This is a genomic window from Kribbella jejuensis, from assembly GCF_006715085.1.
Taxonomy (GTDB): Bacteria; Actinomycetota; Actinomycetes; order Propionibacteriales; family Kribbellaceae; genus Kribbella; species Kribbella jejuensis.
Genome location: NZ_VFMM01000001.1, coordinates 1,090,090 through 1,114,315, shown reverse-complemented (window position 1 = coordinate 1,114,315; position 24,226 = coordinate 1,090,090). Strand labels below are relative to the sequence as shown.

Here is a 24,226-nt window from a genome sequence, read left to right as displayed (position 1 = left end):
CAGCCCTGACGTACCCCTGAAACAGCTGTCGGGGAGAATACGTTCGTGCAACCAGAGCGGCGTTTGGCTTTCACCGGGTTCGGCAACGACGACGGCTCGGCCGATCCGGCGCTCGCCGCGGCACTGGCCGCGGGCGACGACGGCGCGGTACTCGCGGCGCTCACCCGGGCCCGGCTGCTCGTCCCGGTGGTCGCGATGCTCGGCGACGTCGAGTACGACGAGAACGGGCTCGCGCACGACAAGACGTCGGACATGGCGGTGGTCCTGCTCAAGGGCCAGGACGGCCGGAACGCGCTGCTCGCGTTCACCGGCAGCGAGAGCCTGGCCCGCTGGGATCCGGCGGCCCGCCCGATGCCGCAGCGCACGCAGCTGGTCGCGACCGCGGCGGTCCAGGAAGGCGCGGCCGCGATCGTGCTGGACATCGCCGGCCCGGCGACCGGCGTGATCGAGACCGACGACGTACGGCGCTTGGCCGCCGGCCTCCAGGTCGTACGCCTGGAAGACGGCGGCTACGCCTGGATCGAACCGGCGGACTGACCCGCTTTCCGGAAAGAATTTCGCGCCAGGCGACGATTTCTTTCCGGAAACCTCAGCCGACCGGTGAGCTCAGCGCGTCCATCGGCTTGGCGCGCATCGCGATCCGGCCGGTGATCGCGGTCGTCGGCAGGACCAGCAGCAGGACCACGGCCACCCAGGCCGGCAGGATCCACGCCGGACCGGACGGGATCGGCCACCCGCGGGTCGCGCCGGCGATCGGGACCACCGTGAACGCGGCCGTGACCAGCCCGGCGAGCAGCCCGAGCGCCGCGATCAGCAGCCCCTCCAGGCCGAGCATCCGGGACACCTCGCGCCGGGTCGACCCGGTCAGCCGCTGCAGCCCGAACTCGCGCCGCCGGTCCAGGACCGCGACCGCGATCGTGTTGATCGAGGCGATCGCCGTGTACGCCACCGCGATCGCCGCGAGCAGGTAGCCGATCCACGCGTCCACGCCGAGCCCAGTGTCCAGTCCGTCGGCGAGCACGCTCCGGCCGCTGATCGACGTACCGGGCCACTTGGACAGGTCGGTCCTGAGCGCGGCCCTGCTCTTGTCCGTCGTCAGCAGCAGTTGGCTGGGGAGGCCGGACGTGGTGTGGGCGGCCAGCAGCCGCGCGGGGAGCAGCAGGGATTCGTAGCCGGACGGCCCTTCGGCCAGTGCGACCACCTTGAGCCTGACCAGCGCGCCGTCGCCGAGTCGTACGCCCAGCTCCGAACCGACGTCGACCTTCAGCTTCTTCGCCATACCGGGCGGGATCGCGATCGTGTCGCCGGTCAGGCGGCCGAGCGAGCCCTTCGTCACCTTGCCCTTGTAGACCGGGCCGCTCAGACCGAGCAGCGGCCACGCGTCGCTGGTGTGCGACGTGTCGTACGGCTCCTCGATCCAGCCCTTGCTCCGGACCAGCTCGGACACGGCGGTGACGCCGGCGAAGGAGCGGGCCGCCTCGGTGAGCGACGCCGGGACGCCGCCCGCGGTGGATGTGATCACGACGTCGCCGGACAGGATGTTCGTGAACGCGTCCTCGGCCGCCTTCTGCTGGGTGCTCTGCGAGTAGATGTTGCCGATGGCAATCGCCGTGGCGATCGTGATCGGGACCAGGACCGCGCCGAACTGCACCGCGCGGACGCGCAGGTTGATCACGGCCAGGACGCCGCCGGTACCGCGTTTTTCGACCACCCTGGTGATGCGGGGGAGCAATGCGCGCCGAATGACGAGCGGCGCGAGTACGGCGACCGCGATCGAGCCGGTCAGCGCCGCCGGTCCACCGATCGCCGCAGCGTTGGCCGGACCCATGAACGGAGTGGAGAGCGCGATCGCCACGGTCGCGCCGGCGAACACCAGGCCGATGAGAATCCGGACCCGGCTCAGTGCGACGTTCGGTACGGCGGCTTCGGCGAGCGCTTGGATCGGGCGGATGCGGGATGCGCGGGCAGCGGCGAACCCGACGGTGATGCGTAGAACGGCGAACGTGAGCACGGCGGCGCCGGCGAAAGGAAGCGGGCCCTGGTCGAAGCGCAGCTGCGGCGGGACGACGCCGCCGTCGGCCAGCATCCCGAAGATCCAGCTGCCGGCGATCCGCCCGCAGAGCAGGCCGAGAACGAGGCCGAGGACGCCGACCACCATGGTCTCGGCGATCACCATCCTGGCGACCTGACGCGGGGTGGCGCCGCTGGCGCGGAGCAGGGCGAGCTCGCGGCGGCGCTGGCGGACCGAGAGGCCGATCGTCGCCGAGACGACGAGCGCCATAACCACAGCGACCATCCCGCCGAACACACCCGCCATGATGATCAGCGGGAGGCTGGTCGCAATCCCGTCGAACTCGGCGACACCGCGGTCGTCGCCTGTGTACGCCTTCACGCCGGCCGGCAACTCGAGACGCTTCGCGAGGTCGCGCGCCGACGTACCACCGGCCGGGAACACACCGATCGCGTCCACCCCGGCCGGCACGTCCGCATCCGCGAAGAACACGGCCGGCACGTCAACCTGATGTTGGGCAACCGCAACGCCGGCCACCACGAACTCCCGCGGCTCACCGCCGACAACGATCGTCACCCGCTGACCGGGCCTGGTTGCTCCGGCCAACCGCTCGTCCACCACCACCTGCCCACCCCGCGGCGCCTGGCCGGCGACCAGCCGGTACGGCGTCAACCCAGCCGATGTCCACGCATGCCCAGCAAGCTCACCGGCCTGCGAGGTGCTGAGGACTGCTGGGAACGACCTGTCGGCGACTGCTTTTCCCACGCCTGGAGTGTGCGCGAGTTCGGTGACGAGGGCGGCCTCCACCCGGTGGCGTTCCGGGAACGCGGCCGAGCCGCTGCCGTTCGGTGGGTGGTACGCAGGGTCGCCGGTGACGACGATCGGGGCGGCGGCGAGGCGCTGCGGCGGGGCGTTCAGGCGGAGGCCGGTTTCGAGCAGACCTCCGGCGGCGCTGAGCAGGGCCCCGCCGAGCAGCACCGCGACGAAGATCGCGAAGAAGGCGGCGGTCCGGTACCGCAGGGTGGTGACGGCGAGGCGGAACATGGGATCTCCCTCGGAGAAGGTAGGACGAGGCCGGGTAGCTGGGAGCGCGGACGTCAGCCGGCGGTCGTACGGGCGCGGCGGGTGGTGCTGAGGCGGGCCAGCTCGGCGGCGACTGTTTCCGGCGTCGGGCTGGAGGATTCGGAGACGATCTGGCCGTCGACCAGGAACACGACGCGGTCGGCGTACGACGCGGCGACCGGGTCGTGGGTGACCATGACGATGGTCTGGCCGAGTTGCCGGGACTGGTCGCGGAGGAGGGTCAGGACCTCCAGGGCGGTGGTCGTGTCGAGCGCGCCGGTCGGCTCGTCGGCGAAGGTGATCGCGGTGCGGCCGGCCAGCGCCCGGGCGATCGCCACCCGTTGCTGCTGCCCGCCGGACAGTTCACCCGGCCGGTGCCGGATCCGATCGCCGAGCCCGACCCGCCGGATCACCTCGCTCACCCAGGCGTCGTCGGGCTGCTTCCCGGCCAGCGTCATCGCGAGTACGACGTTCTGCCACACGGTCAGCGCCGGCATCAGGTTGAACGACTGGAACACGAACGCGACATGCTCCCGCCGCAGCCGAGTCAGCGCGGTCTCGTCGAGCCCCTGCAACGACTGTCCGGCCAACTGCACCGAGCCGGCCGTCGGTGTATCGAGCCCGGCCGCACAGTGCAACAGCGTGCTCTTGCCTGATCCGGATGGTCCCATCACCGCGGTGAAGGTGCCGGCCGCGAAGCCGTAGGTCACCCCGGCCAGTGCGTCGACTGCTCCGGGACCGTTGCCGTAGACCTTCCGTACGTCGGTGAGTTGCACCGGCGCGTTCATGCGGCGACCAGGACGTCGTTCTTGCGGTGATAGGACTCGTTCGTCCACCACAGCATCGCAACGATCGCACCGAGGCCGAGATCGGACCACAGCCACCACGGCCCGTCGAAGTGGCCGAAGACTGCCAGCGCCAGCCAGACCACGAACTGGACCACGCAGGCGACGAGCCAAGCACCACTGACCGCCTGGAGCGCCACTGTCAGCCCGCGCGGCGGGGCTGCGTTCACCACCGTGGACAGGATGTTCCGGAGCTCGCCGCGGGTCCGGGCCGCGAGGACCTGTTCGTGCCGGTCGGCGGCCTGCGAGGGGGTGAGGGCGGCCTGGCGTACCGCGCTGTCGAGCTTGCTGATCGCGGCCCGGCGGTCGGCGTCGGTGAGCTGCACCTGGTCGGGAGTGAGGAGGCCCTCGAGCACGTTGTTCATGGGAGTGGGTCCTTTCAGGTAGGTTCCGATGTGAAAAAGCGTATGGGTTGAACAGTTTCGGCGGCGCGGGGTGCAAGACCCGTTTCGAGGTGGTGTTAACACCCCTGTTCGGCGGCGCCCGGCGTACGACAGGATGGGAACCATGACCGAGGACCCCGACGAGCTGCCGCCGGGTCTCGCGCTGTCCTGGGGCGTCCAGCCGGTGCAGCGGCGCGGGCCGAAGCCGGCTCTGACGATCGAGCAGATCGTGGCCACCGGCATCGAGTTCGGCGACCGGTACGGGTTCGAGGCGATCTCGCTGCAGCGGATCGCCGGCCGGCTCGGCGTCACCACGAACGCGATGTACCGCTACGTCCGGTCCAAGGAAGAGCTGATCGTGCTCGTCCACGACAAGGCCGTCGGCACGCCGCCGGAGCTGCCGGACGGCTGGCGGGCGGCCGCGATCGCGTGGGTCGATGCCCTGGTCAAGCAGTACGCCGAACGTCCGTGGCTGCTGGACGTACCGATCCGTGGCGCGCCGTTCACGCCGAACGTGCTGCGCTGGGTCGAGGTGATGCTGGCGGCGCTCGACCAGACCGGGCTGAGCCAGCACGACAACCTCGGCTGCCTGGTGCTGCTCGACGGCTGGGCGCGCAACTACGCGAGTCTCGCGCGGCAACTCGGCAACAGCGACAACGCACCGGTACAGGCCGAGCAGGTCGGCCGCTTCCTGGTACCGCGGCTGCTGGCGGGCGACTACCCGACGGTGGCCTCGCTCTACCTGAACGCGGAGTACCAGGACGAACTTGACGACGACCTCGAGTTCGGCCTGGCCCGCATCCTCGACGGCATCGAAGTCCTGATCGCGAAGCGTCCTTAAGCTGAAGCGATCCGGACCGGGCCGGCCGCGCGGGCGGTGACCCACTGCAGGTGGAATTCGCTGCCGGGGGCAACTTCCGCGCGCCGCTCCGGCTGTGTGCGGAGGTTGATCGGAGCGGTGAGCGTGGTCACCGGCGTCTTCTGCGGTACGCCGTTCAGCCGGACGTCGGCGATCAGCTCCGACAGCGCCTGCGCGGCCGGCTTGCGCTGGTGGTCGACGGTGAACAGGCCGAGATCGTACTCGCGGTCCGGGAAGTCGAGCAGCCGCCGGTCGATGTCGTGCGACGACCACCATGTCACGCCGTACAACGCCGGATTCGTGAGCACGTTCGAGACGGTCCGCCGGGTGAACTCGGCCTGCAGCTCGACCGGGATGTCCGGCCCCGGTACGCCGACCTCCTGCAACCAGACGGGCCGCTCGGGTGCCAGCGATCGCGCCAGCTCGATCAGGTAGTCGGCGTGCGTGAGCGTCGCCGGGCCGAGCGGGCCGTCCACTCGAGAGACCCCGTTGAAGACCCACGAGTGGACGGTGGTCAGATCGCCGAGATCCACCGCGTCGGCCGGGTGGAACGGATGGTCGGACGCGTACCAGGCGTCGTCGAAGATCGAGTGCAGCGCCAGCACCTCGGGCGCGGCCTTCTTGAGCGTGGCCAGCAGTTCCTGGGCCCAGGCCGTCGACGCCTCCGGAGTCGTCGAGCTGTCCGGCCAGAGGTTGTTGACCTCGTTCCCGAGCGTGATCGCGAAGACGTTCGGCTTCGTCGCCACCGCCCGCGCGACTGTGTCGACGTACGCCGTGAGCCCGTCGCGGACCGTGCGGTCCTCGAACACGCTGCTCTTGTGCCAGGTCAGCATCCACGACGGCAGGAAGTCGAAGCTCGACAGGTGGCCCTGGATCAGGTCGACCGCGACTGTCAGGCCGTGCTCCGCGGCGGCGTCGATCGTGTCCAGCAGGTCGGCGATCGCGCGCTCGCGGATGATCGCCCGGTTCGGCTGGATCCACGGCCACACCGGGAACACCCGGACGTGGTCCAGACCCATCCCGGCCAGGTCCGCGAAGTCCCGCCGCACCGCGTCGCCGTCGTAGTCGAGCCAGCTGTAGAACCACCCCGCCGAGGGAACGTAGTTCGCACCGAATCGCGGTGTGGTGGTCTGCGCAGCCATGGCGAGGATGCTAAATCGGTTTAGGCCGGTAGTGCAAACATTACCCTGGTGGCGCGGTCGACTCGCGGACGGTCAGCACCGGGTCGGCGGTCCGGCGGTTGATCACCGTGCTCGGGTCGGCGATCGTGTCGAGCAGCACCTCGGCGGCCTGGCGGCCGAAGTCGAAGGTGTCCCGGGACAGCGCGGTCAGCGCCGGGTGCATCAGCTGGGTCAGGATCGAGTCGTCGAACGCGACGATCGACAGCTCGCCCGGCACCGCGACGCCCATCTCCATCGCGACCCCGAGCCCGGCGACGGCCATCACGTCGCTGTCGTAGACGATCGCGGTCGGGCGCTTCGGCTGGGAGAGCAGCTTGCGGGTGATCGCGGCGCCCTCGGCGTCGCTGAAGTCCGTGGTCAGCGACGGCGCGTCGACCAGCCCGAGCCGGGGCGCGGCGTCCCGGACCGCGCGGATCCGGCGCTGCGTGTGCTGGAAGTTCGGCGTACCGGCGATGTGCGCGATCCGGCGGTGACCGAGGGCGGCCAGGTACTCGACGATCGCCAGCATGGCGTCCCGGTCGTCGGCCCAGACGGAGGCGAGCGCGCCTTTGCCGCCGCGACCGCCGATCACCACGGCCGGCAGCTCCAGCGCCTTCAGCTCGTCGACGCGCGGGTCTTTCACGGTCAGGTCGACGAGGATCACGCCGTCGACGCGGTGCTCCGACGCCCAGCGCCGGTACACCTCGATCTCGGCGGCGGTGTCCTCGACGATCAGCAGTTGCAGCGAGATCGACTCGGCGGACAGCCCGGACTGGACGCCGGACAGCAGGTGCGCGAAGAACGGCTCGACGCCGAGCGTCCGGGCCGGCCGGGCGATCACCATGCCGACCGAGTCCACCCGGGACGCGCCGAGCGCCCGGGCCGCGCTGTGCGGCCGCCAGCTCATCTGCTCGGCGATCTTCAGGATCCGCTCCCGGGTCGCGTCGCTCACCCCCGGCCGCCCGTTCAGCGCGAACGACACCGCACCCTTCGACACCCCGGCCCTGGTCGCGATGTCCGCGATCGTGGGTCTCGCCATCGTGATACCTCCTGCCCTTGACAGCGGATTCTACGATGTGGATAGTTCGGGAGCTATACCGGTTTATCAAATCCAGGAGATCCCATGCGTAGACGCCGTCCGGCGCTGATGGCAAGTCTTGTCGCCGCCGCCCTTACCCTCGCCGGCTGCGGCCTCGGTTCCGAGGACTCCGGCGGCAGCAGCGGGGCCAAGCCGACCGTGGACGCGAACGCCCAGGTGACCGGTGAGGTCAGCTTCCAGACCTGGGCGCTGAAGCCCAAGTTCACCTCGTACGTCGAAGGCGTGATCAAGGCGTTCGAGGCGAAGTACCCGGGCACGCACGTCACCTGGCTGGACCAGCCCGGCGACGGCTACGACAAGAAGGTGCTGAGCCAGGCGTCGGCCGGCCAGCTGCCGGACGTGACCAACCTGCCGCCGGACTTCGCGCTCAGCCTGGCCAAGCAGAACATGCTGCTCGACGTCGCCGCCGCGGACCCGAAGCTGAACGACGAGTACGTCGCGGGTGGCGTGCAGGCGTACCAGTACCAGGGGATGAGCGGCACCTTCGGCTACCCGTGGTACCTGAACACCGACATCGACTACTGGAACGCGACCAAGTTCGCCGCGGCCGGCCTGGACGTGAAGAACCCGCCGAAGACCTTCGACGAACTGCTCGCCGCCGCCAAGGTGATGCACGACAAGACCGGCGGCAAGGAATACCTGATGAGCCGGCTGCCTGGGATCGGCGACTTCACCAACGCCGGGGTCAAGATCATCTCCGACGACGGCAAGAAGTTCGTCTTCAACACTCCTGCGGCGGCCGCGCTGCTGGACAAGTACCGCGACGCCTACAAGGCCGGGTACATGCCGCGCGACATCCTGACCAACGAGTACCTGGGCAACTCGAAGCTGTTCACCCAGGGCAAGGTCGCCTGGACCACCGGCGGTGGCAACGCGATCCAGGACTTCGTCAAGGACAACCCGTCGCTGAAGGGCAAGGTCGTCCCGTCGCCGGCGCTGGACACCCCGCCGCTGTACGTGCAGGGCCTGTCGGTCTCGGCCAAGACCAAGAACCAGGCGGCCGCGATCGCACTCGCCCGGTTCGTCACCAACGCCGAGAACCAGGCCGCGTTCGCGAAGATCGTGAACATCTTCCCCTCCACCAAGGCCTCCGCCCAGGACCCGTACTTCTCCAAGTCCGACGGCACGCCGGAGAGCGACGCCAAGGTCCTGGCGTTCCAGTCGCTGGCGAAGGCGAAGAACCTGCAGCCGCCGGTGATCAGTGGTGCGACCAATGACTTCATCGGTCAGCAGATCTCGCTGGCGATCTCCGGCAAGATCTCGTCGCAGGCGGCGCTCGACGCCGCGGTGGCGAAGGCCAACCAGCTGCTGACCTCCTGATGCGATCCAACCGGTGGTTCACCCCGTGGGTGCTGGTGATACCGGCACTCACGTGGTTGCTGGTGTTCAACCTGTGGCCGTCGATCAACACCGTCATCCTGTCGTTCACGAACGCCAGGCCGATCGGCGGCGGCCACTTCGTCGGGCTGAAGAACTTCGAGACCCTGCTGCACGACGAGCAGTTGCGCTGGGCCTTGCTGAACAGCGTCATCTACATGGTGGTCTGTCTGCCGTTCCTCACGGTCCTGCCGCTGCTGCTCGCCGTACTGGTCGAGAAGAAGTTGCCGGGTATCACCTTCTTCCGGACGGCGTTCTACACACCGGTGGTGGCGTCCGCGGTCGTGGTGGCGCTGATCTGGCAGTGGATCCTCGACGACCGGGGCCTGGTCAACGGGCTGGCCGAGAAGCTCGGGGTGATCTCCGGGCCGCTGCCCTTCCTGTCCGACCAGTGGCTGTTGTTGCTCAGCGCAATCAGCCTGACCGTCTGGAAGGGCCTCGGGTACTACATGATCATCTACCTGGCCGCCCTCGGGAACGTCGGGCGTGAGCTGCATGAGGCGGCGGCGGTCGACGGTGCTTCGCCGCTTCGCCGGTTCATCCATGTGACGATCCCCGGCGTCCGCGGCACGATGATCCTGATCTCGATCCTGATCTCGGTGTCCGCGCTGCGGGTGTTCTCCGAGCTGTTCATTCTGAGCGGTGGCAAGGGCGGACCGGGCGGCCGGGACAACTCGGTGGTGATGCTGATCCAGCAGTACAGCCAGGGCTTCGAGGGCAACCTCGGGTACGCGTCCGCGCTGTCGATCGTGCTGTTCTTCGTCACCGTCGTACCGATGCTGGTACTTGCCCGTCTCAACCGTCGAGGAGCCGAGGCATGACGACTGTGACCGACCGGCCCACCGAGGCGCCGCTGGCTGTTCCGTCCCGGAAGCGCAGCCGAGCCTTCGGGTTCAATTCGGTGTCACCGCGGGAGAAGGTCGTGCGGTACATCCTGCTGGTGTTCGTGCTGCTGATCACGATCGGGCCGTTCCTCTGGCAACTGTCGACATCGCTGAAGGGATCCGGCGAGGACATCTACACCCGGATCCCGCGGCTGCTGCCGGCGCAACCGACGTTCAGCCACTACAAGGAGGTCACCGACACCATCCCGGTGCTCGACTATGCGCGGAACTCGCTCGTGGTCGCCGTACTGGTTGTCGGCGGCAACGTCATCGGTGCCTCGCTGGCCGGCTTCGCGATCTCCCGGCTGCAGTTCCGCGGCCGCAAGATCGTCCTCGGCCTCTTCCTCGCGACGCTGGTGCTGCCGGGGGAGGTCACGATCATCTCGCAGTACGTCACGGTCCGGGAGTTCGGACTGGCGAACACGCTGCTCGGCGTCGCGCTGCCCGGCATGATCGGCGCGCTCAACGTACTGCTGATGTACAACGCCTTCCGTGCCCTGCCGCTGGAGGTCGACCAGGCCGCGATCGTGGACGGCGCGAACGCCTGGCAGCGGTTCGTGTACATCGGCCTGCCGTCGGTGCGCGGGACGATCAGCGTGATCGCGATCTTCGCCTTCATCGGCGCCTGGGACGACTTCCTCTGGCCACTGATCGTGCTGACCGACCCGAACAAGTACACGTTGACGGTCGGCCTGCAGTACCTGTCCGGCACCTTCAGCAACAACCCACGGCTGATCGCGGCCGGCACGATGATCGCGTTCATCCCGATCGTGATCGTCTTCGCCACCCTGCAACGCTTCTTCTTCAAGGGCGTCGAGGAAGGCGCTGTCAAGGGATAGCCGCGGCGAACTCCAGCCAGTGAGTGACGTCGGCGGCCGTGTGATGGCGGATCGACCAGTCGACCATGCGTAAGGCCATGTGCGCCCAGTAGAGGCGTAGTACGGCAGGGTCGAGGAGGTCGTGCAGGAGTTCGTCGAACCAGGCGAGGTCGGTTGTCCGTACGTGGGCGTCGAAGCGCAACGTGACCAGGCCGAAGTGCCGGTCGCCGCGGCCGATGCCGTCCCAGTCGATGATGCCGGCGATCGCGCCGGTGTCGTCGACGAGGACGTTGCCGGTGTGGAAGTCGGGATGGACGAGGTCGTCGCCGGTCATCTCGCCCGGTGCGCTGCGGCCGACCTCGTGGATCCAGGCGAGCAGTTTGCGCGTGCGGTTGTCGTACCGCTCGAGCGACTCGTGCAGGCAAAAGCCCGGGCCGCTCTCCAGCAGATGCAGCGACGGCACCGGTAGGTCAGGTGCGATCCCGGCGAACAGCTCGGCCAGCTCGATCATGGCCTCGAGCAACTTCCGGTCGACCTGTTCCGGCGCTCGGCCGGGCAGTCGCTCCTGCACCACGCCGACGCCGTCCGGCACCTCGGCCAGCAGTTGGTACTGCGGCACCGGCAACCCCTGTCCGCGCGCCGCCTCGAGCGCCTCCGCCGTACGCCGTAATTCGCTCAACCCACCGGCGCCACGCGTCAGCACCGCGTCCCGCCCATCGGGCCAGCGCACGAACGCGGCCCCCACCTCGCCACCGGCCGGCTGCCCCACGAACTGGAGCCCGGCGCCGGTGATCCGGTTCACGTCCTCCAGCAACTGCTGGGCGTCGAGCTTCGGGACTGGCGGCGGCAGGTCGAGCACAGCGTCCGACCCTAGCTGCTCGGTCAATCAAGTTTGCGCAGTAGATACCGGGTATGCATACTCAGTATCCATGTCGAAGGTTCTCACTGACTGGGTGCTCGCGCTGCGGCTGGCCCGACGGTCCGCGCGGCGCACGCTGGGGCGGACGCTGCTGATCGCTGCGCTCGTCGGGTTGCCCGTACTGGCCGGGAGCTGGTTCAGCGTGGTGCACCGCGGAACGAATCCGACCGGTGAGGTGCTCGCACGGACCGTGCTCGGGTCGGCGGACGCGAAGCTCACAGCGCCCTCGGGGCGGACCGACGTACGGCGGGCGCTGCCGCGCGGATCGGTCGTCGCGCGGGCGACCACGCTCAACGGGGACATGGAGCTCCGGGGGAGTGCCGCCGACCTGACTGTGGGGCTGGTGACGGGCAACTTCACGCCACTGGCGGCAGGTACGTATCGACTCGACCAGGGGCGGATGCCGGCCAGGCGTGACGAGGTCGCGTTGTCGCCCGCGCTGGCGGAGCACCTGCAGGTGCGTTCCGGCGGAGTGCTGACGGGCGCGGACGGACGCCAGTACCGGATCGTCGGCATCGCGCGGACGCTCGACCTGCCGAACGACCGGCAGGTATTCGCTCCACCGGTCGCGGATGATTCCGAGGCGCAATACCTCGTCGATCTGCCGTCGGGAACCGATGTCGACGCGCTCGCGGACAAGCTCGCCCAGCAGCACCTGACGTTGGTTTCCCGGGCGGCCGTCATCGACCCGCCTCCGACGCCACGCGATCCGTTGGGCGGCATGGCGGCGCGGGTGCTGATCATCGGCTTCGCCGTACTGGAGCTCGTCCTGCTCGCCGGCACTGCGTTCGCGGTCGTCGCCCGCCGGCAGACACGAGAGCTCGGGCTCGTCACAGCTGTCGGCGGTACGACGGCCGACGTACGGCGGGTCGTGCTGGCGCAGGGCTTGTACGCCGGCGTGCTCGGCGCCGCCGGGGGACTGGTACTCGGCGTGGTGACCGCGCTGCTTGGGAGGTCCTGGTGGGAGAACGCGGCGTCGCGGCTGATCGTCCAGTGGCAGATCCCCTGGCTGCAGTTGCTCGGAGTGGTTGCCATCGGACTGGCTGCAGGTCTCGCATCAGCCCTGGTGCCGGCGATCGGTGCGGCCCGCCGCCCGCCACTCGCAGCACTGGCGGCCCGGTTTGCGGGGGTCGCCGGGGCGACCAGACTGCGACTGGTCGCAGTGGTGCTAGTTGCTGTCGGCCTGGTTCTGTCGGTGATCGGCAACGTCCAACTGGCCGCAGCGCTCGACACCGCGCGGGCGGAGCGGGCCGCGGCAGACCCGGCGCAGATCTCCCGCGTCGCGTCGGCGTCACCGACGTTCCCGGTCGCCGTGGTTGTCGTCGGTATCACTCTGATTGTCGCCGGCCTCGTCTGGATGCTCCCCGCACTGGTCGGCAAGCTCGCGGGCAGTGTGCGGCGCGTCCCGCTGAGCATGCGGCTCGCGCTGCGGGACGCGTCGCGCCACCGCCACCGCACGGGCCCGGTCACGACCGCGATCATGATCGCGGTCGCCGGAACGACGGCACTCGCGTTCGCACTGGTGAACCAGTCGGCCGCCAAGGCGCAGAACTACGAGCCGGCCGGGCGGATCGGCGACGCGGTGCTGCAGTTCGACGGCTCCGTCCCGTATTCACCCCAGCTCGTGGACCGCGTACAGAGCCTGCTGCCGGTCGAGCACCGGTACGAGATCGGCACCGTCGTACTGAACGGCACCAAGGCGACCGACGGTTACGTCGCGAACGGCAGCGTTCTCGGGAGCGGCTACTCGCTCACGGCCGTCGACCCGGCGTACGTGGCTCGGTTCCTCGACTGGGGGCGTCGTGCTGCGGCCGCGCTACGCCAGGGCAAGGTCGTCGTACCGCTGGCGACGATGGCGCACGACGGCACGGTGAAGCTGGCCCGCGGGGACGACATAGAAGGGCGGAGTGCCTTCGCGTATCCAGCCGCGGTCGTGACCTCACCACCGCGTGCAGGCGTGCTTCCCAGGTCGGCCTTGGTCAGCACGGAGGCAGCACGGCGTCTCGGAAGGGCCGACGTGGATTCCGTCCACTTCAGCCTGCGGGAGCAACCGAGCGATGCTCAGCTGGCCGCAGTGGCGAAGCTGCTCGGTCACGAGGACGTGTTGAAGGTCGAGCACGGCTACCAGAGTCCCGTACGCAAAGCCTCGATCGGACTGTTGCTCGCGGGGCTGACAGCGACGCTGCTGGGCGTTGCCATGTCTGTCGCGCTCTCGATGTCCGAGGGACGTACAGACTTCGCGACGCTGGCAGCCGTTGGCGCACCGCCCCGGCTGCGCCGCGGGCTGGCGGCGGCGCAGGGCTGGTTCCTCGGGCAGCTGGGGTGCGTGCTCGGGGTCGCTGTCGGCACCCTGTACGGGTTCACCGCCCACACCGTGGTCGGTTCCCCAACGGTTGTCGTGCCATGGGCCGTGATCGCAGGGGTGGCTCTACTGGTGCCGCTCTTCGCCGGCGCGGTTCCTTACCTGCTGACTCGCTCCCGGCTGGAGCTGGTATGCCGTGCCGACTGAACGGGCTCGGAGGAGTTACTTGGTGGCGGCGGGGTAGACCGCTCCGGTGTACTTCTCGCCGGGGCCTTGGCCGGGCTCGTCCTGGATCGAGCTGGCCTCGCGGAACGCGAGCTGCAGCGAGCGGAGGCCGTCCCGCAGCGGTGCGGCGTGGTGGTGGCCGAGCGAGGGGGCGGCAGCGTCGAGCAGGCCGGCCAGCGAGTCGATCAGCGAGCGGGCCTCGTCGAGGTCCTTGTGCTCGGGCAGGTCGGCGGCCAGGCCGAGGTTGACCGCGGCCGCACTCATCAGGTGGAGTGCGGCGGTGGAGATGATCTCCACGGCAGGGACCTCGGCGATGTCGCGGGAGGCGGTCGCCAGGGGGTCGGGCTGCGAAGTGGCATCTGCGTCGCTCATGCTGCTACTCTTGCACGGCGACCGACCTGGTCCGCTGGTGACCCCTGAGTGGAATACGACGGGCGAGCCAACGGTTCAAGTCTAAGCGGAGGGCCACCTCCCACCCAGTCGATGGACAGTCGGCGGGTCCCGGTCAACGTACGGCGTACCTCCCGCTCAGGGTTGGGACGTCGTACAACTGGGAATTGGGCCTTCGTGTGATCGCACGAGGGCCTTCGTGTTTTTCAGGAGGCGCTCCGATCACGAGGTGGCATCCAGTACGAGTTCAACCCAGGAGGACCCATCACCACTGATTTGCGCGTCAACGAGCGCATCCGCGTTCCCGAGGTGCGGCTGGTCGGACCGAACGGTGAGCAGGTAGGCATCGTCCGGATCGAGGACGCACTGCGGCTGGCCCAGGAGGCCGACCTCGACCTGGTCGAGGTCGCGGCGACCGCACGGCCTCCGGTCTGCAAGTTGATGGATTTCGGCAAGTACAAGTACGAGACCGCGCAGAAGGCGCGCGAGTCCCGCCGGAACCAGACCAACACCATCATCAAAGAGATGAAGCTGCGGCCGAAGATCGACCCGCACGACTACGAGACCAAGAAGGGTCACGTGGTGCGGTTCCTGAAGGCCGGGGACAAGGTCAAGATCACCATCATGTTCCGCGGACGTGAGCAGTCCCGGCCCGAGCTCGGGTTCCGGTTGCTGCAGCGGCTGGCCGAGGACGTGAACGAGCTCGGCTTCGTCGAGTCCTCGCCACGCCAGGACGGCCGGAACATGATCATGGTGCTCGGACCGCACAAGAAGAAGTCCGAAGCGCGCGTGGACGTGGAAGCCGAGAAGGCGCAGCGGAAGGCCGAGCGGGAGGCCGAGGAGGAAGCGGAGCGCAAGGAACGCGCCGAGCAGGCCCAGGCTCACGAGGCCGAGCGCGCCGCCGGTGTCACCAAGAAGCCGAAGGGTCCGGCCGACAACCTCGACCCGGAGTGACTGTTGCGCTCCGGCCGCCCGAGGCAGCCGGAGCCGTCACACCGAAGATCGAGTCAACGAAGAAAGTTCAGGAGCAGAACAGCCATGCCGAAGATGAAGACCCACTCGGGGATGAAGAAGCGGGTCCGGGTCACCGGGTCGGGCAAGATCCGTCGTGAGCAGACCGGTATCCGGCACCTCGCCGAGGCGAAGTCGTCGAAGCGCAAGCGCCGCCTGTCCGGCACCGTCGAGGTCGCCCCGGCGTACGTGAAGAAGGCCAAGAAGCTGCTCGGCATCTGAGCACCCCCACCCCCAGCACATCCCCCGCCGAGTGGGCATCCGTCCGGCTCCGGCGCAGAAATACAAGGAGTAACACCTCATGGCACGCGTGAAGCGGGCAGTCAACGCCCACAAGAAGCGCCGGGTCGTACTCGAGCAGGCCAGCGGTTACCGCGGCCAGCGCTCGCGGCTGTACCGCAAGGCCAAGGAGCAGGTCACCCACTCGCTCGTGTACGCCTACCGTGACCGCAAGGCGCGCAAGGGCGACTTCCGCAAGCTGTGGATCCAGCGCATCAACGCCGCGGTCCGCGCCGAGGACCTGACCTACAACCGCTTCATCCAGGGCCTGCGCCTGGCCGAGGTCGAGGTGGACCGCAAGATCCTCGCCGACCTCGCCGTCAACGACCCGGCGGCGTTCTCCGCGCTCGTGCAGGTGGCCAAGGCCGCCCTGCCGGCGGACGTGAACGCGCCGAAGTCCGACGCCGCAGCCTGAGTTCCACCCGCACTCCACAAGTGGCGAGCCCTGGTCTGTTGACCGCGCAGTCCGCGCGGATCAAACAGGCCCGGAGGCTCGCCACTCGCGCGTTCCGGCGCAAGGCCGGCCGATTCCTGGTCGAGGGTCCGCAGGCCGTCCGGGAGGCGCTCGAGCACCGCGAACTGGTCGTCGAGGTGTACGCCGAACCCGCCGTCGCCGCTCGGCACCGTGACCTGTACGACCTGGCCGCCGCGGCCGGTGTGCCATGGTTCGAGGTGGACCGGGCCGCGATCGAGACGCTGAGCGAGACCGTCACCTCGCAGGGCGTGGTCGCCGTCTGCACGCTGGTGACGGTTCCGCTGCGGACCGATGCGATCAAGCTCGTCGCGGCCGGGGTCCAGGTCCGCGATCCGGGCAACGTCGGCACCTTGATCCGTACGGCGGACGCTGCCGGCGCGGATGCCGTCGTACTGTCGGCCGAGTCCGTCGACCCGCACAACCCGAAGGCGGTGCGGGCCAGCGTCGGCAGCATCTTCCACGTCCCGGTCAGCACCGACGTCGACATCGTCGCCGCCGTGGCGTCGTGGCGTGAGCAAGGCCTGCAGGTGCTCGCCGCGGACGGGTACGGCGCCACCGACCTGGACACCTGCATCGACGACGGCACGCTCGCGAAGCCGACCGTCTGGCTCTTCGGCAACGAGGCCCACGGCCTCCCCGACGGCATCAACGCCCTCGTAGACCACTCAGTGAAAGTCCCGATCTACGGCCGCGCCGAGTCCCTCAACCTGGCCACCGCCGCCGCCATCTGCCTGTACGCGTCCGCCCGGGAACACCGCCGATGACCGGCCTGCCGTTCGATCTGCCGGGCCGGTTGTGGCGAGGGACCTGCCATGACCGCGGATCGACAAGAATGGACAGCCTGCACTTTGCGCTACTCGGCGTATGCTGAGCTGAGAGCGGCTGCCCTGGACCCGGTGGCGAGGACGCGACACATTGGAGTCCAGGGATGTCCATCAGCACGCGAAGTACCAATGCCACCCCGCCCGCCAGCGGTTACGCCGAACTGGCCCGGGAGATCCGTAGCCTCGGCTTGCAGCGTCGACGCCCGGGGTTCTACGCCGTCCTGCTGATCGCCAACCTGATCGGGCTCGGTGGCGTTGTCACCGCGATGGTGCTGCTGCGGAACTCCTGGTGGCTGATGCTGCTCGCGGTCGCGTTGGCAATCGTGTCCGCGCAGATCGGCTTCTTGGGTCACGACGTGGGTCACCACCAGGTCGCCCGCAAGCGGGTGCCGACCATGCTGCTCGGATTGCTGAACGCCAACGTGCTGAACGGACTGAGCTACGGGTGGTGGATCGACAAGCACAACGCTCACCACGCCCACCCGAACGACCTCGAGGAAGATCCCGACGTCCTCCCCGGCATCCTGGTGTTCGACGCGGCGCAGGCGTCCGCGAGGAAGGGGGCAGCCGGATGGCTGACGCGTCACCAAGCCTCGTTGTTCTTTCCCCTGTTGTTGCTCGAGGCACTCAACCTGCACGTCTCCAGCGTCCGTGCCCTGCTGAAGCCGGGCATCCGGTCGAGAACCACAGAGTTAACTCTGCTCGGGGTCCATTTCTGCGGTTATGTCGTCCTGCTGTTGAGCACCATGACCTGGCTGCAGGCGGGCGTCTTTCTCGTGATCCACCAGGGGTTGCTCGGGGTATATCTCGGTTGCTCGTTCGCCCCCAATCACAAGGGGATGCCGGTTCTGTCCGCCGAGCAGGCCGCTGACCCGTTGTTGCGGCAGGTGATCACGTCTCGCAACGTGCGTGGCGGGCCGGTCCTCGACTTCGTGCTGGGTGGCCTCAACTACCAGATCGAGCACCATCTGTTCCCGAGCATGCCGCGGCCCAATCTCCGGGTGGCGCAGCCGGTGGTTCGGCGCTTCTGTGAGTCGCACCAGGTGCCCTACGTGGAGGCCTCGGCGTCCGCGTCGTACGGCGCGGTGCTCCGCCACCTCCGTGATGTCGGGGCCGAGTTGCGCCGGGCCCGGACGATCGCCGCCGGATGACGAAATTCCGGCCCGCGGACACCGCGGTGGTCCGATTCGTCGGAGTTCGGCCCGGGATCGCGGCACGACTGGACCTTCGACGTCCGCAAGCAAGGACTTCAGTAGTGCTGTGGGCGCGAAATGGCGGTATGTTCGAGGCATCACATCGCTGAAATTCGAAGCGGTATTCGGCTGCCCTGGACCCGGCTGCCCTCCATCGGGGTGTTCGTTGCAGGGAGTCGGCCCATGTTTCTCACACAACCTGTGGACCATCAGCTGTCCAAGAGCAGTCACCACCGCAGTGCAGGTTCACGGCCGACAGGCTTGGTGGCCGCCGCGTTCGGGGAGTTGGCGGTCGAGTTGTACAGCGCGGCAACCATGGCCGAGACGGTGGACCTGGTGCTGGACTGCGCGCTGCGCCTCCCCGGATGCGATTGCGCCGGGCTGATCCTGATGCAGCGCGGGAACCATTTGCAGACGGCCGGTGTCACGGACCTGCGGGTGGAGCACGCTGATCAGCTCCAACTGGAGTACGGTGAGGGACCCTGTGTCCCGGTGGGCAGCGAGCACTACGACGTCCTGGTCGGCGACACAGTCAGTGATCCGCGGTGGCCGCGGTGGAGTCCAGCGGTGGCCGAGCTGGGGCTGCGCAACGTGCTCACAGTCCGGCTGTTCACCACCCGGTCGCCTCTCGGCGCGCTCAATCTCTACCAGGCCCACCCGGGCCAGTTCACTGCCGCAGACGAGGTCATCGCGAGCGTGCTGGCCCGGCACGCCTCAGTCGCGGTCGACACCGTGCAGCGGACATCGATGCTGGCGCAGGTGGCAGAGGCCAGCTCGACCATCGGTCAGGCTCAGGGGCGGCTGATGGAACGCTACGCAATCGACGCCGACCAGGCGTTCGCAGTGTTGCGCCGCTGTTCGCAGGACAACAACAAGCTCCGCGTCGTGGTGGACGAGTTGGTCAGCACCCGTCGGCCTCCCACCAGAATCGCCGCGGTCTCTGTGCGTGCCGGATGATCGGGGGCGGGCTTCGGTCGACGACATGGTGTGGGAGGGCGGTCTGGTCAGGTGTCATCCTTGCGGGTTCGGCGGATCCTGGCCGATATCACAGCCGGTGGGACAGCGGGGCTCCCGGAGCGCCTTTGCCGTGCCTGTGTGGTGGCGATACCGGTCACCGGAGTGGGGCTGGCGTTGCTGACGGCTGCCGGCCACGGCGGCACGATCACTGCCACGGACGGGCCGGCCGCGGTGATGGAAGACCTCCAGGCGACCCTCGGCGAGGGCCCGTGCGTGGACGCGTCGTCAGATGGGCGGCCGGTGCTGCAGCCGGACCTGGCCGCCACGGGAGCCTCGCGGTGGCCGGGCTTCACCGCCGCCGCCCTCGAGACAGGTATCGCTGCCGTGTTCGCGTTCCCGCTGCAGGTCGGTGCGATCCGGCTCGGAACCCTCGACCTGTACCGTGACACGACCGGTCCGCTGGACAGTCCTCAGCTGGCCGGGGCGCTGGCATTCGCCGAGGCAGCCACGACGATCCTGTTGCATCTGCAGGACGACGCCGCGCCGGGCCGGCCGCTGCATCCTGAGCTGGCCGAGGCCGTCGACAGCCGCCGTGAGATTCATCAGGCGACCGGCATGATCACGGCGCAGGCCGGGATCAGCCTTGCCGAGGCTCTGTTGCGCCTGCAGGCCCACGCGTACAGCAGCCAACGTCCACTGATCGATGTGGCCAAGGACGTGGTCACCCGGAAATTACGTTTCGGGCCCGAGGACGATCATCATGAATAGCTACGACCCGGATATAGCGATCACGTCAGGAAAGAGAATGCCATGAGCAGGCAGCAGCAACTGGCAGGCGTGTTCGTCGAGCTTGCCGATACCCTCGTCGCCGATTTCGACGTGATCGACTTCCTGCACACCCTGACCGAGCGCAGCGTCGAACTGCTCCAGGCCGACGCGGCCGGTCTCCTCCTGGCCGACCCGCAAGGGCAACTGCATGTGCTGGCCTCCACCAGCGACCAGGCCCGCTTGCTGGAGCTGTTCGAGCTGCAGGAGTCCGGAGGACCCTGTCTGGAGTGCTTCACCACCGGGCAACCGGTCGTGAACCTCGACCTGGCCGAGGTCAAGGCCCGCTGGCCGCGCTTCCACGCGGCGACGGCCGCGGCCGGCTTCCACTCCGTGCATGCCTTGCCGCTGCGGCTGCGCCGACAGGTCATCGGAGCGATAAATCTGTTCTGCCGGACCGAGTCCAACCTGAGCGACGACGACATCGTGGTCGGTCAAGCACTCTCCGACGTCGCCACCATCGGCCTGTTGCAGGAACGGACCGTGCGACACGGCGAGATCGTCGCCGAACAACTGCAGGCGGCGCTGAACAGCCGCATCGTGATCGAACAGGCCAAAGGAGTGCTGGCCGAGCGTGCCGGCATCGGCGTCGACGCGGCTTTCACCACGCTGCGCTCTTACGCGCGTCGCAACGGACGCAAGCTCAGTGTGGTCGCCGCCGCCGTGATCGACGGCTCACTGGACGCGGCGCCGGCGCAGCCCGAAGGGCACAGTAAGCGATCACCACGTTCCTGACGGTGGCGACGGCGACCCGGCTGTGCGTGCGGCCGAAGCCGCGCGCGTCCGTGGCTGACCTCGTGCGCTCCCAAGTTGACGCTGCATCGGCGCGCGTGTCAGCGTTGGGGGAGCGCGTGTCAGGGCGCCTCCTCTTCGCGGCAAGCACTGAGTGCACCTGGACTGTTGGACCTTGCATGACGGCCGATCGACCCTTCGGGACGGCCTGGTCAGCGGAGCGGGCTGTCTGGGAGGACTGTCGAATGTCTGCTACACCGCTGCCTGCGAAGGCGAGTCTCAGCCAGTTGCGCGCCCGGGCGAAGGAGTTGCGTAAGGCCGTCGTCAAGGGGCGCCCCGATGCGATCGGGCTGGCGCGCGCCTACCACCCTGCTTTCGATCCGGCCGGCTTCACGTTGCGGGACGCGCAGTTGACGATCGCCCGCGAGTACGGGCTGGCCAGCTGGCCGGAGCTCATGCAGAAGGTCGCGACCGAGTTCGTCGAAGGGCGAGAGCTGCACCGGTACTTCGGGGTCGAGCTCAACAACGAGACCTGGGATCTGCTCGAGCAGATCGACGAGACCAGCCCGCTCGTGGACCAGGAGCGGATGCTGTACGGCGCGTACGCCGCCTGCCTGCACTGGCTGGAGGCCGGGAACGAGGCGAACCACGCCCGCGGCGAGCACCTGATCGCCCGGGTCGCACTCCGGATCGGCCGCGTCGAGCTCGGCCTGCACCATGCACGTCGCTGCCTCGAACTCGTCCTGGCGCACCCGGAGCGGATGGGGGACTGGGACGAACCGTTCGCCCGGGAGGCGCTCGCCCGTGCGCTGGCGGCGGCCGGGGACACCAATTGGGCCCGCCACGAGCTTCAGCGGGTCCAGGAGCTGATGGACACGATCTCTGACGAACGGGACCGGGAGGTGCTGCGCGAGGAGCTCGCGAAGGAGCCCTGGTTCGGCCTTACTTCTTGACGCGTGTCTGGAGGCCGTCGAGCAACGCGTCGAGGCCGTAGACGAAGGACTCGGTGAGGGCGGTGTCGAGGTCGGTCGCGGTCCGGCGGCGTACGGACGCCTGCATCTCGGGGTAGTCGCCGGCCGCGGACTGGGCCTGCTCGAGCAGGTCGGCGACCCACTCGTGCTCGGACTGTCCGGACTTGCGGCGCATCTCGCGGGTGGCGACCTCGGCGCTGGCCGTACCCAGGACGTACGACATCACGCTGCCCATCGCCAGGTCGACCTCGCGGTCGGAGAACCCGGCCGCGCCGAACAGCACCATGCCGCGGGCGCCGAGTCCCATCGCCTTCGGCCCGATGCTCGGCCGGGTGTACATCACCTCGGGCAGCCAGGGATGGCGCAGTACGGCGGACCGCAGGCTGTGCCCGAACAGCAGTGCCCCGCTCCGCCAGCCGGCCAGCTCCGGTTCGGGTACGTCGATCTCGCCCCAGACCTCGTCGATCAGCAGGTCGATCAGGTCGTCCTTGGTCGGGACGTGCCAGTACAGGCTGGTCGCGCCGGAGTCGAGCTTCGCGGCCAGCTTGCGCATGCTCAGGCCGGTCAGGCCCTCGGTGTCGAGGAGCTTCATCGCGGTGGCCACGATCTGGTCCCGGCTGAGCGTCTCGCGAGCGGGGGACGCCTTGCGTTCCCTGGTCCAGATCGTGTCCTTCATGCCGCCATCCTACAAAGGACTCGCACGGCGTACGAGTTCGTCGTACAGTGTGCGAGTGACTAGTACACCGTTCGAGTCTTCGGAAACCGCGACCGGGCACCCCCGGCGCTGGTGGATCCTGCTGATCCTGTGCCTGAGCCTGCTGGTTCTGGTCGTCGACAACACCGTGCTGAACCTGGCCATCCCGTCGCTGATGCGCGACCTGGACGCGACTCCTGCCGATATCCAGTGGGTGATCGACGCCTACATCCTGGCGTTCGCCGGGCTCTTGCTGACCGCCGGAAGCCTGTCCGACCGGTACGGGCGACGGAAGATGCTGCTGTTCGGCCTGGTGATCTTCGGCGCCGCCTCGCTGCTCGCCACCCTCGCCGAGAACCCGTGGCAACTCATCGCCTGCCGCGGGCTGATGGGCGTCGGTGGCTCGCTGCTGATGCCGAGCACGCTGTCGCTGCTGTTCACGGTGTTCCCGCCGGAGGAGCAGCGCAAGGCGATGGCCGGCTGGTCGATGGTCGCGATGGTCGGCGTGGTGGCCGGCCCGACGGTCGGCGGCGTCCTGCTGAACCACTTCTGGTGGGGTTCGATCTTCCTGCTGAACGTGCCGATCGCGGTGCTCGCGATCATCGGCACGCTCGCGCTGATCCCGGAGTCGAAGGGCCCGGCGCGCGACGTCGACCCGGTGGGTGCGGTGCTGACGATGGTCGGGATGGCGTCGATCGTGTGGGCGATCGTCTCGATCCCGCTGCACGGCTGGGGATCGGCCCGGGTGCTCGGCGGGCTGGCGGTCGGCGTGGTCGCGCTGACGGCGTTCGCGCTGTGGGAGAAGCGGAGTGAGCATCCGATGGTGCCGCTCGCGTTGTTCAAGGACCGGCGGTTCAGCGGTACGAGTTTCTCGATCGTGCTGCTGTCGTTCACCGCGGGTGGCCTGCTGCTGGCGCTGACGCAGTACCTGCAGTTCGCGCTCGGGTACACGCCGTTGAAGGCCGGGCTGGCGCTGATCCCGTACGCGTTGTCGGCAGCGCTGTTCAACGGTCTGGGCGCGACGCTCGGAAAGAAGATCGCCGACCGGACACTGATTTCCCTCGGGCTGCTGATCATCGCGGGCAGCTTCGCGATCCTGACGCAGGTGTCGGACACCAGCGGGTACGGACTGCTGATCGTCGGCCTGCTCGTGATGGGCGTCGGCGGCGGCCTGGCCGGTCCGGCCGCGTACACCTTGCTGATGCAGGCCGTGCCGCCGGACCACCGTGGCGTCGGCTCCGCGATGAACGACACCGTCCAGCAGACGGGCGCCGCGCTGTCGGTCGCCGTACTGGGCAGTGTGTTGGCGGCGGCGTACTCGTCGGCCCTTCCGGACTCGGTCCCCGAGGCGGCGCGTAAGTCGATCGCCGACACCCTCGCCCTGGGCCCGGACTTCTTCCTCGCCGCAAAGCACGCCTTCGTCGACGCCATGTCGATCGCGATGACGGTCGGCGCCGCGGGCGCGCTCGCTGGTGCCGTCGTCGCCCTCGCAGTCCTCCCGAAGGGTCAGGCCAAGGTCCAGGACACCGCGACCGTGGACGACCCGGTGCACTGACAGGATGCCGAGTTGTGCCTGACCATCAGCAACTCGCCAACTTGGTCCTGATGTCGATGCTGATTCTCCTGCCGTTCGGCCTGGGCACCATGCTCAACGGCCGCTCCCGTGGCAAGCGCCGCGTGCTCGCATGGTCACGCGGCCTCGCCATACTCACCCTGGTTCTCGCGGCCGGATACGACCTGACCGGGGCAGTGTGCCTCATCCTCGTGGAGCCACCGCCCGGCCACGAGCCGTGGAACGACCCGGGCTTGGCCACGAAGTACCCGTACTTCTACCTCCCGATCGGCATGGGAGCCTTCCTCGCGGCCCTCGGCCTCCTGATCGGAACGATCCGCGCCCGGCACAAACTGGGGTGATCCGCGCGGGGTTGTGG

25 protein-coding genes are annotated in these 24,226 nt (G+C 68.7%); 17 read left to right on the top strand and 8 right to left on the bottom strand.

Annotated elements, in window-relative coordinates; translation table 11 throughout:
* The first annotated feature begins 45 nt into the window (after positions 1–45).
* Positions 46–537, top strand: a complete 492-nt coding sequence (locus tag FB475_RS05315) for an SseB family protein (protein WP_141853077.1) — start codon at positions 46–48, stop codon at positions 535–537.
* Between the two features lie 52 nt (positions 538–589).
* On the opposite strand, the gene FB475_RS05310 is transcribed toward FB475_RS05315, so the two are convergent.
* The 3 genes from FB475_RS05310 to FB475_RS05300 are packed head-to-tail and all read right to left on the bottom strand — an operon-like array spanning position 590 to position 4,283.
* On the bottom strand, positions 590–3,055 hold the full coding sequence (locus FB475_RS05310) for an ABC transporter permease (protein WP_141853075.1): 2,466 nt from the start codon (positions 3,053–3,055) through the stop codon (positions 590–592).
* 53 nt (positions 3,056–3,108) lie between these two features.
* A complete protein-coding gene (locus tag FB475_RS05305) occupies positions 3,109–3,861 on the bottom strand; it encodes an ABC transporter ATP-binding protein (protein WP_141853073.1) in 753 nt (250 codons plus the stop codon).
* Complete coding sequence (locus FB475_RS05300; RefSeq protein WP_141853071.1) at positions 3,858–4,283, bottom strand: DUF1707 SHOCT-like domain-containing protein; 426 nt, start codon at positions 4,281–4,283, stop codon at positions 3,858–3,860. Before FB475_RS05300 ends, FB475_RS05305 begins: the two co-directional genes overlap by 4 nt.
* Before the next feature lie 142 nt (positions 4,284–4,425).
* Between FB475_RS05300 and FB475_RS05295 the strand changes: the two genes are divergently transcribed.
* On the top strand, positions 4,426–5,142 hold the full coding sequence (locus FB475_RS05295) for a TetR/AcrR family transcriptional regulator (protein WP_141853069.1): 717 nt from the start codon (positions 4,426–4,428) through the stop codon (positions 5,140–5,142).
* Here the strand turns inward: FB475_RS05295 and FB475_RS05290 are convergent.
* Both FB475_RS05290 and FB475_RS05285 read right to left on the bottom strand, forming a co-directional pair.
* Positions 5,139–6,302, bottom strand: a complete 1,164-nt coding sequence (locus tag FB475_RS05290) for a glycoside hydrolase 5 family protein (RefSeq protein ID WP_141853067.1) — start codon at positions 6,300–6,302, stop codon at positions 5,139–5,141. The two genes, FB475_RS05295 and FB475_RS05290, sit on opposite strands and share 4 nt — an antisense overlap.
* A 40-nt stretch (positions 6,303–6,342) precedes the next feature.
* Complete coding sequence (locus FB475_RS05285; RefSeq protein ID WP_141853065.1) at positions 6,343–7,359, bottom strand: LacI family DNA-binding transcriptional regulator; 1,017 nt, start codon at positions 7,357–7,359, stop codon at positions 6,343–6,345.
* An 84-nt stretch (positions 7,360–7,443) separates the two neighbouring features.
* Between FB475_RS05285 and FB475_RS05280 the strand changes: the two genes are divergently transcribed.
* From FB475_RS05280 to FB475_RS05270, 3 genes are read left to right on the top strand one after another with little or no spacing between them, the layout of a single operon-like run.
* A complete protein-coding gene (locus FB475_RS05280; RefSeq protein WP_141853063.1) occupies positions 7,444–8,739 on the top strand; it encodes an ABC transporter substrate-binding protein in 1,296 nt (431 codons plus the stop codon).
* Positions 8,739–9,617, top strand: coding sequence for a carbohydrate ABC transporter permease (locus FB475_RS05275; RefSeq protein WP_141853061.1), 879 nt, complete (start codon positions 8,739–8,741; stop codon positions 9,615–9,617). The genes FB475_RS05280 and FB475_RS05275 overlap by 1 nt, the downstream gene beginning before the upstream one ends.
* Entirely contained in the window at positions 9,614–10,519 is a 906-nt protein-coding gene (locus FB475_RS05270) for a carbohydrate ABC transporter permease (RefSeq protein ID WP_141853059.1), read from the top strand. The genes FB475_RS05275 and FB475_RS05270 overlap by 4 nt, the downstream gene beginning before the upstream one ends.
* Here FB475_RS05270 and FB475_RS05265 read toward each other — a convergent pair.
* The gene (locus FB475_RS05265; RefSeq protein ID WP_185759082.1) at positions 10,509–11,357 is read right to left on the bottom strand and encodes a phosphotransferase; all 849 of its coding nucleotides are present in this window, start codon (positions 11,355–11,357) and stop codon (positions 10,509–10,511) included. The genes FB475_RS05270 and FB475_RS05265 overlap by 11 nt on opposite strands.
* A 70-nt stretch (positions 11,358–11,427) precedes the next feature.
* Here FB475_RS05265 and FB475_RS05260 point away from each other — a divergent pair, with 70 nt between their 5' ends.
* Positions 11,428–13,926: an ABC transporter permease gene (locus tag FB475_RS05260; protein WP_141853055.1), complete on the top strand. Its 2,499-nt coding sequence runs from the start codon at positions 11,428–11,430 to the stop codon at positions 13,924–13,926.
* Between the two features lie 15 nt (positions 13,927–13,941).
* Here FB475_RS05260 and FB475_RS05255 read toward each other — a convergent pair whose 3' ends face one another.
* The gene (locus tag FB475_RS05255) at positions 13,942–14,316 is read right to left on the bottom strand and encodes a DUF1844 domain-containing protein (RefSeq protein WP_141853053.1); all 375 of its coding nucleotides are present in this window, start codon (positions 14,314–14,316) and stop codon (positions 13,942–13,944) included.
* A gap of 294 nt (positions 14,317–14,610) precedes the next feature.
* Here FB475_RS05255 and infC point away from each other — a divergent pair, with 294 nt between their 5' ends.
* From infC to FB475_RS05210, 9 genes are all read left to right on the top strand, one after another.
* Complete coding sequence (infC, locus tag FB475_RS05250) at positions 14,611–15,288, top strand: translation initiation factor IF-3 (RefSeq protein ID WP_238331970.1); 678 nt, start codon at positions 14,611–14,613, stop codon at positions 15,286–15,288.
* An 84-nt stretch (positions 15,289–15,372) separates the two neighbouring features.
* Complete coding sequence (gene rpmI / locus FB475_RS05245) at positions 15,373–15,567, top strand: 50S ribosomal protein L35 (protein WP_141853049.1); 195 nt, start codon at positions 15,373–15,375, stop codon at positions 15,565–15,567.
* 79 nt (positions 15,568–15,646) lie between these two features.
* On the top strand, positions 15,647–16,039 hold the full coding sequence (rplT, locus tag FB475_RS05240; RefSeq protein WP_131367113.1) for a 50S ribosomal protein L20: 393 nt from the start codon (positions 15,647–15,649) through the stop codon (positions 16,037–16,039).
* Between the two features lie 20 nt (positions 16,040–16,059).
* Positions 16,060–16,863, top strand: coding sequence for a TrmH family RNA methyltransferase (locus FB475_RS05235; protein ID WP_141853048.1), 804 nt, complete (start codon positions 16,060–16,062; stop codon positions 16,861–16,863).
* A 164-nt stretch (positions 16,864–17,027) separates the two neighbouring features.
* Positions 17,028–18,074, top strand: a complete 1,047-nt coding sequence (locus FB475_RS05230) for a fatty acid desaturase family protein (RefSeq protein WP_141853047.1) — start codon at positions 17,028–17,030, stop codon at positions 18,072–18,074.
* A gap of 225 nt (positions 18,075–18,299) precedes the next feature.
* A complete protein-coding gene (locus tag FB475_RS05225) occupies positions 18,300–19,073 on the top strand; it encodes a GAF and ANTAR domain-containing protein (RefSeq protein WP_185759080.1) in 774 nt (257 codons plus the stop codon).
* A 138-nt stretch (positions 19,074–19,211) separates the two neighbouring features.
* On the top strand, positions 19,212–19,841 hold the full coding sequence (locus FB475_RS05220) for a GAF and ANTAR domain-containing protein (RefSeq protein WP_202878259.1): 630 nt from the start codon (positions 19,212–19,214) through the stop codon (positions 19,839–19,841).
* A 42-nt stretch (positions 19,842–19,883) separates the two neighbouring features.
* Positions 19,884–20,633, top strand: coding sequence for a GAF and ANTAR domain-containing protein (locus tag FB475_RS05215; RefSeq protein ID WP_141853041.1), 750 nt, complete (start codon positions 19,884–19,886; stop codon positions 20,631–20,633).
* Positions 20,634–20,875: 242 nt separating this feature from the next.
* Positions 20,876–21,583: a hypothetical protein gene (locus tag FB475_RS05210; protein ID WP_141853039.1), complete on the top strand. Its 708-nt coding sequence runs from the start codon at positions 20,876–20,878 to the stop codon at positions 21,581–21,583.
* Here the strand turns inward: FB475_RS05210 and FB475_RS05205 are convergent.
* Positions 21,573–22,277 (bottom strand): TetR/AcrR family transcriptional regulator, encoded by a 705-nt coding sequence (locus FB475_RS05205; protein WP_141853037.1) that lies wholly within the window; start codon positions 22,275–22,277, stop codon positions 21,573–21,575. The genes FB475_RS05210 and FB475_RS05205 overlap by 11 nt on opposite strands.
* A 55-nt stretch (positions 22,278–22,332) precedes the next feature.
* On the opposite strand from FB475_RS05205, the gene FB475_RS05200 reads away from it, so the two are divergent.
* Together FB475_RS05200 and FB475_RS05195 are read left to right on the top strand one after the other, a co-directional pair.
* Positions 22,333–23,850, top strand: coding sequence for an MFS transporter (locus tag FB475_RS05200; protein WP_238331969.1), 1,518 nt, complete (start codon positions 22,333–22,335; stop codon positions 23,848–23,850).
* A 50-nt stretch (positions 23,851–23,900) separates the two neighbouring features.
* Positions 23,901–24,209 carry a hypothetical protein gene (locus FB475_RS05195; protein WP_238331968.1) on the top strand — a complete coding sequence of 103 codons (309 nt, stop codon included), beginning with the start codon at positions 23,901–23,903 and terminating at the stop codon, positions 24,207–24,209.
* Positions 24,210–24,226: the final 17 nt, after the last annotated feature.

Coding starts and splice junctions, on each gene's coding strand:
- FB475_RS05275 (WP_141853061.1), top strand. CDS start 8,739: ATGCGATCCAACCGGTGGTTCACCCCGTGGGTGCTGGTGATACCGGCA.
- FB475_RS05225 (WP_185759080.1), top strand. CDS start 18,300: ATGTTTCTCACACAACCTGTGGACCATCAGCTGTCCAAGAGCAGTCAC.
- FB475_RS05310 (WP_141853075.1), bottom strand. CDS start 3,055: ATGTTCCGCCTCGCCGTCACCACCCTGCGGTACCGGACCGCCGCCTTC.
- FB475_RS05210 (WP_141853039.1), top strand. CDS start 20,876: ATGTCTGCTACACCGCTGCCTGCGAAGGCGAGTCTCAGCCAGTTGCGC.
- FB475_RS05305 (WP_141853073.1), bottom strand. CDS start 3,861: ATGAACGCGCCGGTGCAACTCACCGACGTACGGAAGGTCTACGGCAAC.
- FB475_RS05260 (WP_141853055.1), top strand. CDS start 11,428: ATGTCGAAGGTTCTCACTGACTGGGTGCTCGCGCTGCGGCTGGCCCGA.
- FB475_RS05215 (WP_141853041.1), top strand. CDS start 19,884: ATGAGCAGGCAGCAGCAACTGGCAGGCGTGTTCGTCGAGCTTGCCGAT.
- FB475_RS05205 (WP_141853037.1), bottom strand. CDS start 22,277: ATGAAGGACACGATCTGGACCAGGGAACGCAAGGCGTCCCCCGCTCGC.
- FB475_RS05300 (WP_141853071.1), bottom strand. CDS start 4,283: ATGAACAACGTGCTCGAGGGCCTCCTCACTCCCGACCAGGTGCAGCTC.
- FB475_RS05290 (WP_141853067.1), bottom strand. CDS start 6,302: ATGGCTGCGCAGACCACCACACCGCGATTCGGTGCGAACTACGTTCCC.
- FB475_RS05285 (WP_141853065.1), bottom strand. CDS start 7,359: ATGGCGAGACCCACGATCGCGGACATCGCGACCAGGGCCGGGGTGTCG.
- FB475_RS05295 (WP_141853069.1), top strand. CDS start 4,426: ATGACCGAGGACCCCGACGAGCTGCCGCCGGGTCTCGCGCTGTCCTGG.
- FB475_RS05270 (WP_141853059.1), top strand. CDS start 9,614: ATGACGACTGTGACCGACCGGCCCACCGAGGCGCCGCTGGCTGTTCCG.
- FB475_RS05280 (WP_141853063.1), top strand. CDS start 7,444: ATGCGTAGACGCCGTCCGGCGCTGATGGCAAGTCTTGTCGCCGCCGCC.
- FB475_RS05195 (WP_238331968.1), top strand. CDS start 23,901: ATGTCGATGCTGATTCTCCTGCCGTTCGGCCTGGGCACCATGCTCAAC.
- rplT (WP_131367113.1), top strand. CDS start 15,647: ATGGCACGCGTGAAGCGGGCAGTCAACGCCCACAAGAAGCGCCGGGTC.
- FB475_RS05230 (WP_141853047.1), top strand. CDS start 17,028: ATGTCCATCAGCACGCGAAGTACCAATGCCACCCCGCCCGCCAGCGGT.
- rpmI (WP_141853049.1), top strand. CDS start 15,373: ATGCCGAAGATGAAGACCCACTCGGGGATGAAGAAGCGGGTCCGGGTC.
- FB475_RS05255 (WP_141853053.1), bottom strand. CDS start 14,316: ATGAGCGACGCAGATGCCACTTCGCAGCCCGACCCCCTGGCGACCGCC.